Origin of the sequence: Cohnella soli, from assembly GCF_042655525.1 — a bacterium.
GTDB lineage: Bacteria > Bacillota > Bacilli > Paenibacillales > Paenibacillaceae > Cohnella > Cohnella soli.
This window is the reverse complement of sequence record NZ_JBHSMI010000067.1, coordinates 396,345-411,053: the sequence shown is the minus strand read 5'-3', so window position 1 is coordinate 411,053 and position 14,709 is coordinate 396,345. Positions and strand designations below refer to the sequence as shown.

Annotated in this window: 10 protein-coding genes; all 10 read left to right on the top strand. The window is 50.1% G+C overall.

The features are described 5' to 3' along the window. The first annotated feature begins 47 nt into the window (after window positions 1–47). The 10 genes from ACFPOF_RS31105 (at window position 48) to ACFPOF_RS31060 (ending at window position 14,695) form a co-directional block, all read left to right on the top strand. A complete protein-coding gene (locus tag ACFPOF_RS31105) occupies window positions 48–1,781 on the top strand; it encodes a sensor histidine kinase (RefSeq protein WP_378139645.1) in 1,734 nt (577 codons plus the stop codon). Then, window positions 1,774–3,429 (top strand): response regulator transcription factor, encoded by a 1,656-nt coding sequence (locus ACFPOF_RS31100; RefSeq protein ID WP_378139643.1) that lies wholly within the window; start codon window positions 1,774–1,776, stop codon window positions 3,427–3,429. Before ACFPOF_RS31105 ends, ACFPOF_RS31100 begins: the two co-directional genes overlap by 8 nt. Before the next feature lie 126 nt (window positions 3,430–3,555). Then, window positions 3,556–5,121 (top strand): hypothetical protein, encoded by a 1,566-nt coding sequence (locus ACFPOF_RS31095; protein ID WP_378139641.1) that lies wholly within the window; start codon window positions 3,556–3,558, stop codon window positions 5,119–5,121. A 63-nt stretch (window positions 5,122–5,184) separates the two neighbouring features. Continuing rightward, entirely contained in the window at window positions 5,185–7,065 is a 1,881-nt protein-coding gene (locus ACFPOF_RS31090; protein WP_378139639.1) for a glycosyl hydrolase family 28-related protein, read from the top strand. 154 nt (window positions 7,066–7,219) lie between these two features. Beyond that, window positions 7,220–7,945 (top strand): SGNH/GDSL hydrolase family protein, encoded by a 726-nt coding sequence (locus ACFPOF_RS31085; RefSeq protein WP_378139637.1) that lies wholly within the window; start codon window positions 7,220–7,222, stop codon window positions 7,943–7,945. A gap of 61 nt (window positions 7,946–8,006) precedes the next feature. Then, window positions 8,007–8,867, top strand: coding sequence for a helix-turn-helix domain-containing protein (locus ACFPOF_RS31080; protein WP_378139635.1), 861 nt, complete (start codon window positions 8,007–8,009; stop codon window positions 8,865–8,867). Further along, window positions 8,864–10,546 (top strand): cache domain-containing sensor histidine kinase, encoded by a 1,683-nt coding sequence (locus ACFPOF_RS31075; RefSeq protein WP_378139633.1) that lies wholly within the window; start codon window positions 8,864–8,866, stop codon window positions 10,544–10,546. The genes ACFPOF_RS31080 and ACFPOF_RS31075 overlap by 4 nt, the downstream gene beginning before the upstream one ends. Window positions 10,547–10,560: 14 nt before the next feature. Continuing rightward, window positions 10,561–12,105 carry a response regulator gene (locus tag ACFPOF_RS31070; protein WP_378139631.1) on the top strand — a complete coding sequence of 515 codons (1,545 nt, stop codon included), beginning with the start codon at window positions 10,561–10,563 and terminating at the stop codon, window positions 12,103–12,105. A 118-nt stretch (window positions 12,106–12,223) separates the two neighbouring features. Then, entirely contained in the window at window positions 12,224–13,726 is a 1,503-nt protein-coding gene (locus ACFPOF_RS31065; protein WP_378139629.1) for an ABC transporter substrate-binding protein, read from the top strand. Window positions 13,727–13,798: 72 nt separating this feature from the next. Further along, window positions 13,799–14,695: a carbohydrate ABC transporter permease gene (locus ACFPOF_RS31060; protein WP_378139627.1), complete on the top strand. Its 897-nt coding sequence runs from the start codon at window positions 13,799–13,801 to the stop codon at window positions 14,693–14,695. Window positions 14,696–14,709: the final 14 nt, after the last annotated feature.

Here is a 14,709-nt window from a genome sequence, read left to right as displayed (position 1 = left end):
AATGAGCATGGTTATGATGGTTATGGGAATGTGGAGGGGGTTAACCGATGATGGGGAAAGCGCCGATTGCCTTGCAAAACGGTATTTTTATGAAGCTTTTTGCGACTTTTTTGGCTGTTTTCTTCCCGATATATGTGATCGGTTCGTTGATGAGCAAGACCGGAGTCGACCTGCTTCGACAGCAAATTCTCGTGTTGATGGAGCAGAAATCGGCTTTTTTCGTGTCTTCGTTTGATGCGGAAATGGCTCGGATCTCCCAGCTTCAGGTCAATTTCCTGGTCGACCCCGATCTGCAGGCGATCAGCATCCGGAACGAATCGCTGCGTGTGTACGAGCAGACTAAAGCTGTCAACGACCTCAATTTCAAGCTGTCTGCGCTCGCAGCCTCGAGCCGGTATGTGAAGGAAGCGTTCGTCCTCATGCCAGGGATCGGCAAACGGCTGTCGTCGATTGACGGCTTGTCAGATATGAGCCTGGACGAATACGATGCGTTTCTCCAGAGGAACATGTCTTCGCCCGGATTACTGCACTTCGATAAACGAATATTTCTTTCGCTCGGCTATCCGAGTAAGGCGAAACCTCTTTATTTGCTGGTCATCGAGCTGTCGGCCCCCAAAATCGGCGAAGTGCTGGCAGACCAGAATACAACGGGAAACGGCATCGCATACATCGCAGGCAATCGCAAGCTTAACGGATTTCTGATCCCCGCAAGTAATGCCACTCCCGATAAGCTGGAAGCGATGAATAAGAGCCTGACGCTCGGTGGAGAACGATTTTCTATTGGTAGCAAAACGTATTTGAGCTTTAAAAAGGCTTTTGCTTTTGCTGACTTGTCCTTCGTAACGCTTGTCCAGGAAGATCAAATCCTGAAACCAGTATCGTCGTTCAAGACGTGGTTGTGGGTGTTGTCAGCGATTTCCATTATCGTTGTTCTGATCGTCTCTTATTCGTTGCTTCGCTTTATCCACCGACCGCTGCTGAAACTGGTACGGGCGTTCAAGAAGGTCGAGCTGGGGCAGTTCGAAATTCACCTGCAGCACCGGAACAAGGACGAATTCGACTATCTATACAGGCAGTTTAATCAAATGGTCGGCAAGCTGAAGGTTCTCGTGCAGGAAGTATACGAGCAGACCATTCGCAGCCAAAAGGCAGAGTTGAAGCAGCTCCAATCGCAGATCAATCCGCATTTTCTTTATAACAGCCTATACATTCTGTATCAGATGGCGCAGGATGAGGATGTCGAAGGCGTTTCCCGGCTTTCCATGTATCTGGGCGACTACTTCAAATTCATTACCCAGAACAAATCCGATTTCGTCCCGCTGAGCAATGAAATTCATCACGCTGGCGTATACTGCTCCATTCAGCAAATGAGAATCGGCAAGCGGATCACCTTCCATTTCGAAGTCAGCGGTTCTGTCGATCGGTGGGAAGTGCCGCGTCTCATCATCCAGCCTTTTCTCGAAAATGCGATCGTCCACGGGCACGAGGACACGATGAAAGGCGGCCTGGTCCATTTCCGCGTCATCTGTGAGCCGAAGTCGCTTACGATTGAAATCGAAGACAACGGCAAAGGAGTAACTCCCGACCAGATGAAGGAATGGGAAGAACGGAGACGTATGGTGGAAGCGGTCGAGGATCATCATGCAATATGGAATGTACACAGGCGACTCCAACTAAGATACGGTGCGAAAAGCGGCGTTGTGCTCAAACCGAACGCATTTGGAGGCGTTACCGTCACGATTCGAATTGAAATCGAGGAAGGGGGGACCAACCTTGAATAGCGTTCTGTTTGTGGATGACGAACCGTTAATCGTCGACAACTTGTTTCATTTTCTTGCTGGAATAGAAGAGATGGATCTCCTCTTGTGGAAAGCCTATTCCGCTTTGGAAGCTATCGATATTATGCAGAACAATCGGATCGACATTCTGTTCACGGACGTTCGTATGCCAGGGATGTCCGGCCTGGAGCTGATTGGACATGTAAGAAAACATTGGCCTCGCTGCAAAGTGGTCTTCTTGTCCGGGTATTCCGATTACGAATATTTGCAAACCGCACTTCGCCATGACGCTTTTGATTATTTATTAAAGCCGGTCGACAACTTGACGATTGTGGACGTTTTGAGGCGTGTCATCTCGGAATTCGAATCGGAGATCCAAACGCTAGATGTCATCACCCGCGCTGAACAGCAGTTGCGTAGAGCGCTAAATTTGCTCCAGAACGAGTTCCTCGACGGATTGCTAAAAGGGGGGCCACTTCCGACTGCTGATATTCGCATTCAGGTTCGCGATCTGGAGATTCCGTTGGATCCTAACCACAGTGTCATATTATTAATTGGAAGGGTCGATCGCTGGCCTACGCATCAACATAAGCGGGACAAGTTACTGCTGCAATATGCGATCGGGAATATCGTCGAAGAATACGTCAACGACAAATGCCGGTTTGTATCGCATTCGGATGAACGCTATGTGGTTTGGCTGTTTCAGACCCATTATGAATCGGCGGGTCAAGGCGAAGAAGTCAGGGATATGGCTAAATTCCAGTGGTATTTGAACGAGCTCCTGGAGAAAATTCAGCAAACGATTCGGCAATATTTGCATCTTCCCGTCTCGTTCGTCCTCTCCAAACCGGATGTAAGCTGGCAGCAAATCCCTCACACTTACGGGATAATGTGCGAATTGATGCAAAGGGGCATCGGTCTGGACGAGCAAATCATCATGATCGAGCAAGCAGACGATATGTTGGCACAATTTCCCGAGAAGGAGCTCGCTCCGCAGGATGTACAACGGCATATGAGTCGATTGGCAAATTTGCTTGAAACCGACGATAAGGCAACTTTCCAGGACGAGCTGATGCGTTTTTTTCGCTCCATGCAGCAATCGGTGTTTCTCGATTATGCGTTCCAACTGGAAATATATTCCCGTATTTCGACGATGTTCCTATCATTCATGAACGGAAGGAAAATGACAGCCGCCCTTGGAGGTCAAATCGATCTTGACGATTTGACCCATTACCGCAAGCATGTCAATTGGTCTGCGCTGGAGGAATATTTTTTGAATTTGTCCACTTTGATCTTCTCCTATGCGGACACAGAACGCAAAGACCAGAAGAAGGAGATCGTTTATAAAGTCGACGCGTACATCGTTAATTCGTTGAACCGGAACATATCGCTCACCGAGCTGGCCAAGCAGGTTCACTTGAGCCCTTATTATTTATCGCGGCTTTACCATATGGAGAAAGGGGTATCCTTGTTCGAAAGCATCAAGGAACTTAAGCTATCGCGCGCCAAGGAATTGCTGTTGCGGGAAGGATATAAGGTGCAGGATGTCGCGATTGAGCTCGGTTTCGACAACGTTCCTTATTTCACCAGGTTTTTCAAAAAACATATAGGTATCACGCCAATGGATTATAAACAAAGCAACAAAGTATAACCAATCGCAACAGATTGCCGTAGTTGGCGTTTTGCCGCATACCTACAATAAGAGTAGGCTTAGAGTTTGGATCATATGATCCAAACTCTTTTCTTTTCCACTAGGTCAAGAAAGGGGGATTGCAAGGTGAAGATTCATTACCCGCTCCAGGCGGAAGTCGTTCTCGATCCGGAACGCGGTGAATGGCTATCGACTATGAAACGTGCCGGCGTGGACAAGATTTGGCTGCACGGCTATTTCTATGGTCATATGGCTTCCTCCTTGGCGCAATTGTGCATGGCAAAGGAAGTGCTGGAGCGGTTTGACTTTGAAGTTGGCGTGATCAATGTGCCGCTTGGACACCCGGGCAACGCGCTTAATCCGGATGACCCCGATTTGGAGCTTGCGCTTCCTCCTTCTTGGAGGTGCCGGATCGATCGGCACGGAGATCCGGTCTACTACTGCGCAGACATTGAAGACAGGATGGTCGCGGACAGCGTGGCGGCGGTAACCGCGATTAGAGACGCAGGGTTTGCGGATATTTTTATGGATGACGACATGCGGCAGGGGAACTGGGACAGAGAGATCCAAGGTTGTTTCTGCGAGTCGTGCGTAGAGGCGTTCAATCGGACATGGCAACGGAACGAAACCCGGGAAAGCCTGAGCGGGCGGATTGAGAACCGGGAAATTTCGGAAGTGTTGCGGGAGTGGATGTCCTTTCAAAGCAACAAAGTGACAAGTTTGATGACAGCAATGGCTGTTCCCGGTGTGCGGCTCGGGTTCATGACAATGCCGGACGGCGACGAACGGCACGGCATCGATATCACTGCGATCCAGTCGAACCTTCCGGACTGCATGTTCCGGGTCGGTGAGCACTTGTATAACGACCGCGACTTTGGCACAGCAAGCTCTAAGGCGTTGGAACTGAACAGCATCCTCAAGCATTTGAACCGGGTGGGCCGGGAGAATAGCTATAGCGAGACGACCTGTTTCCCTTACCGTGCTCTGAGCGCAGCCAACCTTGTATACAAGGCCAAACTGGCCATATCCGCAGGCATACCCAATCTGATGCTCATGAGCGGAACGTATGTGTACGAGGACGATTATTGGCAAGCATGGGGCGATCATGTACGGGAGTTGCGCGAAATGGAGGAAGCGTTGTCCCTGTATGAACGCGTCTATCCGGTACATGTGGCTTACGGTACGCATGGCCTTTATCAAGAGCCGCTGCATTCGACAACGCTGCCAACCTTGTCGGGACTTCCTGTGAAACCGGTTCGAGGATGCGAGAAGGATGCGGGCGGCGAGGTGCTGCTTGTCTTCGGCGATTATACGCTTGATGAAGATTGGGAACAGGTGTTGCCGGTCTATAAACGTGTGATTTTAGATGCTCGAGCTTTCGCCGCAAATTCGGATAAAGTGAGCCATCAGAAGTACTCGAATATTCAGGTGTGGGATCATTCCGTTGGAACCGGGGATGCAGGTGCGGAAATTCGCGATCTGCGTGCGTTGCTTGCTCTAACTGAATGGAATTTTCCGATGTTGACAGAAGGGACGAATATTGCTTTGTTCTGGTTGCCGGCTTGCAGCGGTGTGATTCTGCTGAATTTGGAGGAGACGAGCGGTTTCTGCCGGTTGGCTTATCGAGGGCGCAAGCATGAGGTGACCTTGCCGCCGATGTCATGCAAGTGGATTCCACTGCTGGAAACATGAGGAGCGTATCATTGTATCGATGACGGCAGATGAATCCCCAAAATTCTATGAGGAGGAATAAGCATGTCCGATCAACAACAATCCAAAGATTCGAGTACGAAACCAGTTAGCCGCAAGAAGTTTTTGGTTTCCATGGGGATGACGGGAGCAGCCTTGGCGGCAGGCAGCCTGCTAAGTCCAACGTCATTGCTTCCCCGTGCGAAAGCGGCATCCGGAGCTGGAAATGTAGAGGTCGTCACGTCGATTTCAGCACTAAAGGCATTATCGAAGACAACCTATTTTTTTGCTTTCGTGACTGGTTATTATGCTTCCGGAGATGGTGGCGGCGGCAACTATTATTTTGACTCGACTGATACAACGAGTGCAGATAATGGCGGTACCGTGATCGTCGCTTCGGATGGAGGACGCTGGAAACTCGCTGCTACCGACAAGATCAGTTTGAGGCAGTTTGGCGCAAAGGGCAACGGGATTTCAGATGATACCGCAGCAACGCAGGCAGCCATGACATGGTGTGCCGATAATAATCATGCGCTGTACGTCCCATCCGGCACTTATATAATCACATCCCCGGTTACGACCTCAGTGGCGATCACGGTGGTTGGCGAGGCGCAGAGCCCATCCGCAACGCCGTCCTATCCGCAAGGTGTGCCGGCTGTTACATTCCTCTCCACGGTAGCTGCTGACTATTGCTTCAAATTCGGGAACAGCTACCAACGCGGCGGTCAACTTCGTAATTTTCGCATCTACGGAGCTGGTATTAATGGTTCCGGAATGCTTCTCAAAAATCAGGGTTGGGATGGCCTGATCGATTCCGTTGTCGTTGAAGGCTTTCAACAATATGGCGTGACCGGAGACTATATCCAGGACATGCATATCCGTGCTCTCGGCATCATCGACTGCGGAACGGAAAACGTATACCCCTCGCTCAATCTCGTGAATAACTGCAACTCGGTCCATTTCGATCGACTTCATATCGAGATCACGCCGTACATGTTGAATATCAGCGGAGGTTCCGATATCACTTTCAACGGCTGCCACTTCGAAGTCAGCGAGTACCCGTCAGGCGGCATAACGGTTGTGAACCGTTACTCCCGATACTCGCAGATCGTCATTAACAACGGCTCGAACCACATCGATTTCAATGCATGCTTGTTCGCGCCGAACAGCGTTCAGGCCGTGGCGTCTCATTTCGGTGTTGCCGAAACGTCGGTGGCACCATTCATGATTATCACTTCCTATAAGGTCAATATCCGCGGCTGTCAATTCCGCCAGACTCAGACCGGGAAATCGTCGAATATGGTGTCGTTTACCAGTTCGTCATCATGTATTGTTGATGGTTGCGCTTTCGATCAGGTATATATGGATCAATACGCCATCCTTCTTTCCGGTACCACATTCATAAACAACGATGTTACCTGGATCGACAATGGGACGAGCACGAAATTTTACGGAATTGCCAACAGCAGCAATGGCTCGCCGTCCCGAGTCAAAGATAATCGATTTTTTTGCTTCAACGGCTCCGTATCCGCTAAGACGAGTGGCTACATCGTCTACACCAATGCCGCTATAGCGCCGATTACGCTTGGAGACAATGAATACTACGTATCGAAGTTTTACAAGCATCATAATACAGCGTGCAAAGCGGATGCCTTTGTTGTACGAGATCAGAGGGTATTGAATGGTGTGTCTACTCTCGATCTTGAACGATACGACATCAATACGCTTTTTGGCTATACGGCGACCACAACGACTTCATCGATCATCAATCCGGCAGCCGGCCAACAGGTCAGCTTCATCAATTATGCGGTAAGCACATCCACTATCCAGAATGGCGGAATTGTTGTTCTTAAGGGTTCAACAAATGCAACGCTTCCAACCAATGGTTTGCTCGTACTTCAGGAAACACTAAACGGTATTTTGGTTGAGAAATCTCGCAATTTCTAGACTGCGATTCACAAATTTCAGACAAGCCAGTTCTTAGGATCGAAATAAACGAAGATGAGCTTGGAAAAGGAGCGGTTGTGCGGGAATCGCACGCCCGTTCCTTTTCCGTGAGTTAACGAAGTGCAAAGTCGAGAAGCTCACTGGGGGAACCAGGATGAAGCAGTGGTATTCGATCATTCGACCGAGTTATAAGCCTTCGGTTGTAGCGTATGAATTACGCAGGGCTGAGTTTGATATGAACAACGAGATCTTATTGTCTCACCGGGTAAGAATCGATTATGTGTTCTTCGGCGATTCCATTACGCATTATTGGGAGCTGCAGACGTATTTCGGGCGCAACCGTGCCATCGTTGTTAATCGCGGTATAGGAGGCGATTCGACGAAACACGGTTTGCACCGATTCCAGGCGGATGTCGTGCAATTGAATCCGCGATATGTCGTTATTGCGATCGGTATTAACGATACGATCTTGCTTGATGATTGGATCCGAGAAGGGAGTGCAGATCCGGTTCGGCTTACATCGATGCGAGAATGTATTGTGGACGGTAATCGGGAGTTGATTCGCATCTCACGGGAGAATGGTATAGAGCCGATCGTTTGCTCGCTTATGCCATCGGGTGTCGAACGGTTCGGCTGGGAGTTTCGCAACCCGCTGATTATGGAGGCAAACAACAAGCTTGAGCAGCTTGCGGGCGAGCTAGGAATTATTTATATCGATTATCATGCTGCAATGTGCGGGCCGGACGGCAAAACGCTACGCAGCGAATACACTTATGACGGGATTCACCCGAATGTTGACGGATACGATATCATGGCGGAAACACTGCGTAGGACGTTAGCGGAACACGGCATACGAATACATTCGACGAATCGATTGTAGTACCCTCGTAATCGAGCAACGATGAAGCCTGCGGAAGATAACAAGCTCAGGAGGGATATCTATGCATGTACGGAAAATCGATATGGTGCAGCTCATGACCGACTTCGAGGGTGGGGGAGGTATTCACCCCTATCACGAAATGTTGTTCCTTGCCTCGGGCAACGCCTTGCTCCAGTGGATGGGAAAGGAGTACGCCGTCTCGGCGCCGACTTTGTTCCTGCTGGCACCGAACACCCCGCACCGATTGCTTAGTCGATCCGCCACGTGCAGCTTTGGGTATATCGAACTCGATATACAGGGAGATTCGGTATTTCCGTGCCTAGGGCAGATGTTCGTCTGGAACGAGCTGCAAACCGGCGACGAACGCCATAAATCGGAACTTTACGCTCCGATTTATGCAGTCGCAAGAACTTTGTGGGCCAATTTCGATTCCGTTCTCCCTTACCGTGACATCGCGAACGAACTCGTCCTGTTAGACATTCGTAAAACGCTGCTCATGGTAACCGCCTGCTTGCGTGCAAGAGAGCCCCGGCTGTTCCGACCGGCAGACGCCGCACGCTCGTACGATACAACGGAGACGCGGGATCGCGTACTGGCATTGATGCGTTATTTGGAAACCAAATACGATGAACCCATTACGATCAGGGAACTTGCTTCGCATGCGCATCTCCATGTGTCTTACTTCATTCGTATGTTCCGAACGATCGCCGGTACGACTCCGCTGCAATATTTGAACAATTTGCGGATGAACGCCGCCGCTTGCTTCCTTTCGAAGACAAAGTTGTCCGTTCAGGAAATTGCCGGCATGGTTGGATACCAAAGCATCCATTACTTCAGCAGGCAGTTCAAGATGAAGTACACCGTCAGCCCGACGTTATGGCGGGAATGTCATTCTGATGACCGATTTCCTGAAAGCTCATGACGCTCATTCGCCGGTTTTATCGCCGTTTCACCTCAAAACTGCTCTACAAGATGATTTTGATCTATTCCCTGTTGACCGTGGTTCCATTGATCGTCGTCATCAGCCTGTTTTATTTCCGTTCGACCGATATCATCGAAACGAAAATCCAAACTTCCAGCAACCAGACCTTGGTAGAGACTTCCGACAAAATCGACGGGATGCTCAAATTGATTGAACAAAAAACCAACCGACTGTCTACCAATTTATCGATCCACAAGCTTTTGAGAAACGATATGGATAAGCTTGAATACGCACTTACGCCTGAAGAGCGCCGACAATATACGGCAGACCTCGATAAAGCGTTGAACGCCGAACTGGCCGAAGAAGAATTGATCGATGCCATCTATATTTTCGATAATGAAGAAAATATATACACTTCCACAGGGGCGGAAACCGTCACCAGCTACTTAGCGCTGCAATATATCGCCCATCAAGTGCCTGGCAGTCTGAGCTGGGCTTTTTTTACGGATCATTCGCGCATCGCCGCAGCCTTGGAAATCTATGACGAGTCGACCGACCAGAAGCTTGGTTACTTGGCCGTCATGCTGAAGCCGGATAAATTCAAAGATGCTTTCGCCTCCTACTCTTACGGCTCGTTTTACATCGTAAACAGCAACAATTTGATTCTCGCATCTCACGATACGGCATCGATAGGAGAAAAACTGAAACCTTCGATCGTAACCGCCGGCAATATATTGAACAAACGCACATCTCTTTATTCGGGCTTTACGTACTATAGCATTATCCCAAAGCGCTTTCTGCAAAAGGAAATTGAGAATTTGGCCTATTATGCTGCCGCGATCACGGTGGTAGCCTGGTTCATCGTATTCGTGCTGACAGTCGTCATCCTGCGTCATATTACGCAGCCGCTCATGCGCCTCACGGGACTGATGCGAAAAGCCGAACGGGAGCATTTCGAGCCGTTGAGCGGCATCCGAACGACCGACGAAATCGCCCTGCTGTGCAATAGTTTCAATCGTTTGATCCGGGAAATCCAATTTTTGATTCAGAAAGTATACAAGGCTGAGCTGCTCAAAAAAGAGGCAAATCTGAAAGCGATCAAAATGCATATCAACCCCCATTTTCTGTATAACACGTTGGAAACGGTTAGCATCATGGCGAAAGCGGAAGGGGCGAAGGACGTGCCCGAAGTCATTCAGAAGCTATCGCGTATTTTACGCTTCTCTATCTCCGGCGAAAACGATTTTATTCCGTTGGATACCGAAATGAGCATGCTACTATCTTATCTCCAACTACACAAGTACCGTTTCAAAGACCGGCTTCATTGGGAAATCGCAGTCGATCCCGCGCTTTCAAATGTGACGGTGCCGAAGCTCATCATCCAGCCGATCGTGGAAAATGCCATTATCCATGGGGTCAACCAGATAGAAGGGCCGGGATTCATCCACGTTCGCGCATACGTGAGCGACTATGATTTGTGGATGGAAGTCGAAGACAACGGACCGGGCATCGATTATTCCGACGTGAAAGTGAAAACCGCCTCGGGCGGACTCGGAAGCGGGATGGCTAATGTTTCATCGCGCATTGCGATTTATTACGGCTATCCGTACGGAGTGACCAGCGAAAACAAGCGAACCGGAGGGACGATCATCAAAGTTCGGCTTCCCATTACGGGATAGGGAGGATTGCTTTTATGCAGATCATGGTTGTGGACGACGAACAAGCGATTCGCGAGCATTTGGTCGGTCTGAAGGAATGGGAAAATATCGGCTGCACTGTCGTCGGGGAGGCGGGAAACGGGAGCGAAGCGCTCAAATCCGTGCCGGACTGCAGGCCGGATCTAATCATTACGGATATCCGAATGCCGGTCATGGACGGCATTCAACTCGCCGAAACGGTACGAACCCTGTATCCGTCCGTTCAAGTCATTTTCATTTCAGCCTACGACGATTTCGTCTATGCCAAGCAGGCGATGAAATTAGGCGTAGTCGATTTTATTACGAAGCCAATTGTCGTCGGTGAGCTGTTGAACTCCGTGGAGTTGCTGCGGCAGGGAATCCACCGGGCGGACAGGGACGGAGAGTTGTTCCAAGAGAATATGATTCGGCTGCAACTGTCGGGCAAGCAAGACGGGATTAACGAGGAGGAACTGCGCAATTTGCAGCCGCTGCTAGACAGGCAGACAGTTCTGATATCAGTCGAAATTGACAACATGGGCAGCGCCGATACGATAACGAATCCGCTCTCTCTGTTAACGCTCAAAGAGGCGGTTTGCAATGCGATGAGCCGACACTCGTACCCTTTTTGGACTTATTTCGGTCAGAAAGGGCTGTTCATTATCCTGTTTCAACCGGACGGGGTAGAGTGCGATATAGAAAGGGACGTTCTCATCATCGCTCGCAATCTGACCGATCGTTGCAAGACAATGTTCAGTTACAGTATATCGATCGTCATCAGCGGTGTTCTTGCGTCTTTGACGGATTTGCGCCGGGGCATGCTACACATCGAAGAATGCCGCGATTACCGCATGTTGCTCGGGGAAGGATCTATTATCGCTTACGATTCCTTGTCAAGTATCCAACATGGGGGCATGTGCGCCGTCACTGCGGAAACAGCAGAGTTGATGGGCTATTTGCGCAGGGGGGAGAAGGAGCGCATTCCTCCTTATTTCCGAGCCGTTTACCGGGACATGCTGTCAAATGGGCTCAAAAAAATTCATGTTCAGCATTATGCGCTCGATCTGCTAGAACGTGCAGAGCGGGTGATGACCGAATACAGAATAAGCATCCGCCATGAAGAGCAAATCGAAGACCGTAAAAAAATATTGTCCTACGACACGCTTTCGGAGCTGATGAAGTTTCTCGAGATCAGGTTATCGGAGGTAGCCGATCGTTTGTCCTGCTACAGCGAACAATCGGTCAGCGGATGGCTGAAAAAAATGATGCACTACATCGATACCCATTACCAGGAAGAAATTACGCTCGTCTCCCTGTCCAAGCATGTCCACATGAATCACGCGTATTTATGCCGGCTGATCAAAAAAGAAACCGGAACCAACTTCCGCGAGCTGCTGTGGCAGATTCGCATCGAGAAAGCGAAGGAGTTGCTCGCGGATAGCGAGACGAAAGCGTTCGAAGTCGCTTACCAGGTCGGCTTTAAAGATCCTTCGCATTTCAGCCAGCTGTTCAAGCGCTTCGTGGGCGTCACCCCGACGGAATTTCGCGCGATGCTCGGCTAACGCCGTTCCCGAAGTGGTCAATTGCGCCACAGGAAAGTAAATTGCGGAAATGGTTCAGCCCCGTAACCCCGCTTTATACTGAAAGCGTACACAATTTACTTAAAAAGGGGATTGCACGATGTTGAACAAGCGAAACGTTAAGGCGACCATTTCCATCCTCTGCGTATTGGCGCTTGCGCTGGCTGCATGCTCGAAAGGCGGAAACAGCCAATCGACCAGCGGTAATAGCCAATCATCCGCCGGCAACAGCCAACCGGCCAGCGCCGGCACTCAAGAGGACGGAGCGGGAAAAAGCGACAAAAATTGGGTGATCAAATTCGACCCGCAAGGGCATCTGCCCAAAAAGCCGGATGCGCAAGATCCGTCCGAACGGCACGTGCTCGACGATTTAAACAAGGAGTACGAGAAACTGCATCCGAATGTCAAGATTGAATTGGTAAGCGTTCCTTCCACCCAAGACCGCAACGCCTGGCTGCAGGCTCGAATGATGGCCAAAGACGCGCCCGACGTGTTCTGGACCCAATTCGAAGCGACGTGGGCTAACTACCAGAAGGGATGGTTTACGCCGGTCGACGAATGGCTGGAGAAGCCGAATCCGTATAACGAAGGGAAGACTTGGAAAGATACGTTCATCCCGGGGATACTGGATTCCGTCAGGGCGCCGGATGGCAAGTTGTACGTTATTCCGGCGGATGGCGTCGGAGTTGCTATCTTCTATAACAAGAGTATTTTCGAAAAGCTCAACCTGCAAATTCCGAAAACATGGAAAGAGTTCATGGACGTACAGGAGAAAATTCTCGCCTCCGGCACGACCCCGTTCGCTTTCAACGTCGTCTCCGGCAGTTGCTGCGACGCGCCATGGACCGACGCGCTGTTGCACAATCAGTTTCTGATCGGCAATATCGACAAGCTGGATGAAGACAAGAACAACCGGCTCGACCCGATCGAAATCGCTCACGCGACTCAGAAGGGTCTGATGCCCCAACTCGGTGTTCTGAAGCAAGAATTTACGCTATATAAGGATTGGTCGAAGTATTGGCCGAAAGGGTTCGCCGGCAAATACGACAGAGACCAAATGTTCGCTTCCGGCAAGACGGCGATGTTGTTCGGCGGCAGTTGGACGATCTCGCAGCTCAAGGCGATGAAGCTGCCTTTCGAATGGGGGGCTTTCAATTTCCCGACCGTGACCAAGGAATCGGCATCGCTTTCCGTGGAGACGGGGGCGAAAATATACGGTCCGTGGGGTCCTGGACAATGGGTCTTGCCAGGTTACTTGCAAAAGGATGACCCGGACAAAATAGCGGTCATCATGGACTATTTGATGTTCTTGAGCAAGCCGGAAAACATCTCCAAGCTTGACAAGGAAACTGAGTCGGAGCCGAACATAATAGGTGCAGAGGCGCCTGAAGGACACGAGGTGTTCCAGGAGAATTTGCCGCTAATCGTTGCTCAGCACTATGGCTCGTACCTTGGCAAATCCTTCGGCGACAAGTTCGAGCGTACGCTCACCCTTTATTTGACCGGGACGCTTGATTTAGACGGCTTCCTGACACAAGTCAAACAGTTCTATGCGCAGGGTGCGGATGAAACGATCGCTCAGCAAAGCGCGGCAAGCAAGTAACGTTGAATATGGCGGGTAAGCTGGATGCCCCCGCCATATCTTTTACATCTTCATGAACGGGAGAACGATACGATGGTGCAGTCCCGACGAAATGTTATTGCTTTTTTCTTTTTATTGCCGACTCTGGCTATGATCGGGCTCTTCAATTACTATCCCGCTATCGAAGCTTTTGTCTATTCTTTTACGAATTGGGACGGTTTTTCTACGTCCGACTTCGTTGGATTAAACAATTTCAAGGAAATGTTTACGACCGCGGTATTTTCCCATGCGTTTTTGAATTTGCTATGGTTATCTTTATTCGGCATTGCGACCTCTTTAACGTTTCCGATGCTGGCTGCGCTTGCCATCTACAGAGTGAAAAACAAGCGCGTGCAGAACACATACCGAATGCTGTTCGTGTTTCCCCTTGTCATCCCGTCGATGGTCGTATTATTACTGTGGCAGTTTATTTTGAACCCCGATGTCGGCTTGCTGAATGCAATATTGGCGGCGTTCGGGGTTCCGGAAGACATGCTTCCGCTCTGGCTTGGAAGTCCGGACACCGTGCTCTTCTCCTTGATGCTGATTGGCTTTCCGTGGGCTCAGGGGGTGTCGATGCTCATTTATTTGGCCGGCTTCCAGAACATATCGCGATCTATCGTCGAGGCTGCGACCGTGGACGGCGCCGGCGGCTTCCGTCTGTTCTTTCGCATCGAACTGCCGCTAGTCGCCGCGCAAATCAAGCTGATTTTGATCCTGACCATCATCGGGACGCTTCAAGGCTTCCAGACCCAGCTCGTGTTGACCGGAGGAGGACCGGGATACGCGTCGACTGTGCCGGGACTAGTCATGTACCAGGAAGCGATGAACAATAACCGGATGGGGTTCGCTTGCGCGGTGGGTGTCGTTTTGTTCGTTCTGATCTTCATATTGACATTCGTCAATAATAAATATCTGAAGTCGTCCACTGAATACGGAGCTGATGCTTAATAGGGAGGAGCACC

What these genes read in the sequence shown, in the direction of transcription:
- ACFPOF_RS31075 (WP_378139633.1), top strand. Translation starts at nt 8,864, where the DNA reads ATGACGCTCATTCGCCGGTTTTATCGCCGTTTCACCTCAAAACTGCTC.
- ACFPOF_RS31065 (WP_378139629.1), top strand. Translation starts at nt 12,224, where the DNA reads ATGTTGAACAAGCGAAACGTTAAGGCGACCATTTCCATCCTCTGCGTA.
- ACFPOF_RS31060 (WP_378139627.1), top strand. Translation starts at nt 13,799, where the DNA reads ATGGTGCAGTCCCGACGAAATGTTATTGCTTTTTTCTTTTTATTGCCG.
- ACFPOF_RS31080 (WP_378139635.1), top strand. Translation starts at nt 8,007, where the DNA reads ATGCATGTACGGAAAATCGATATGGTGCAGCTCATGACCGACTTCGAG.
- ACFPOF_RS31090 (WP_378139639.1), top strand. Translation starts at nt 5,185, where the DNA reads ATGTCCGATCAACAACAATCCAAAGATTCGAGTACGAAACCAGTTAGC.
- ACFPOF_RS31070 (WP_378139631.1), top strand. Translation starts at nt 10,561, where the DNA reads ATGCAGATCATGGTTGTGGACGACGAACAAGCGATTCGCGAGCATTTG.
- ACFPOF_RS31085 (WP_378139637.1), top strand. Translation starts at nt 7,220, where the DNA reads ATGAAGCAGTGGTATTCGATCATTCGACCGAGTTATAAGCCTTCGGTT.
- ACFPOF_RS31105 (WP_378139645.1), top strand. Translation starts at nt 48, where the DNA reads ATGATGGGGAAAGCGCCGATTGCCTTGCAAAACGGTATTTTTATGAAG.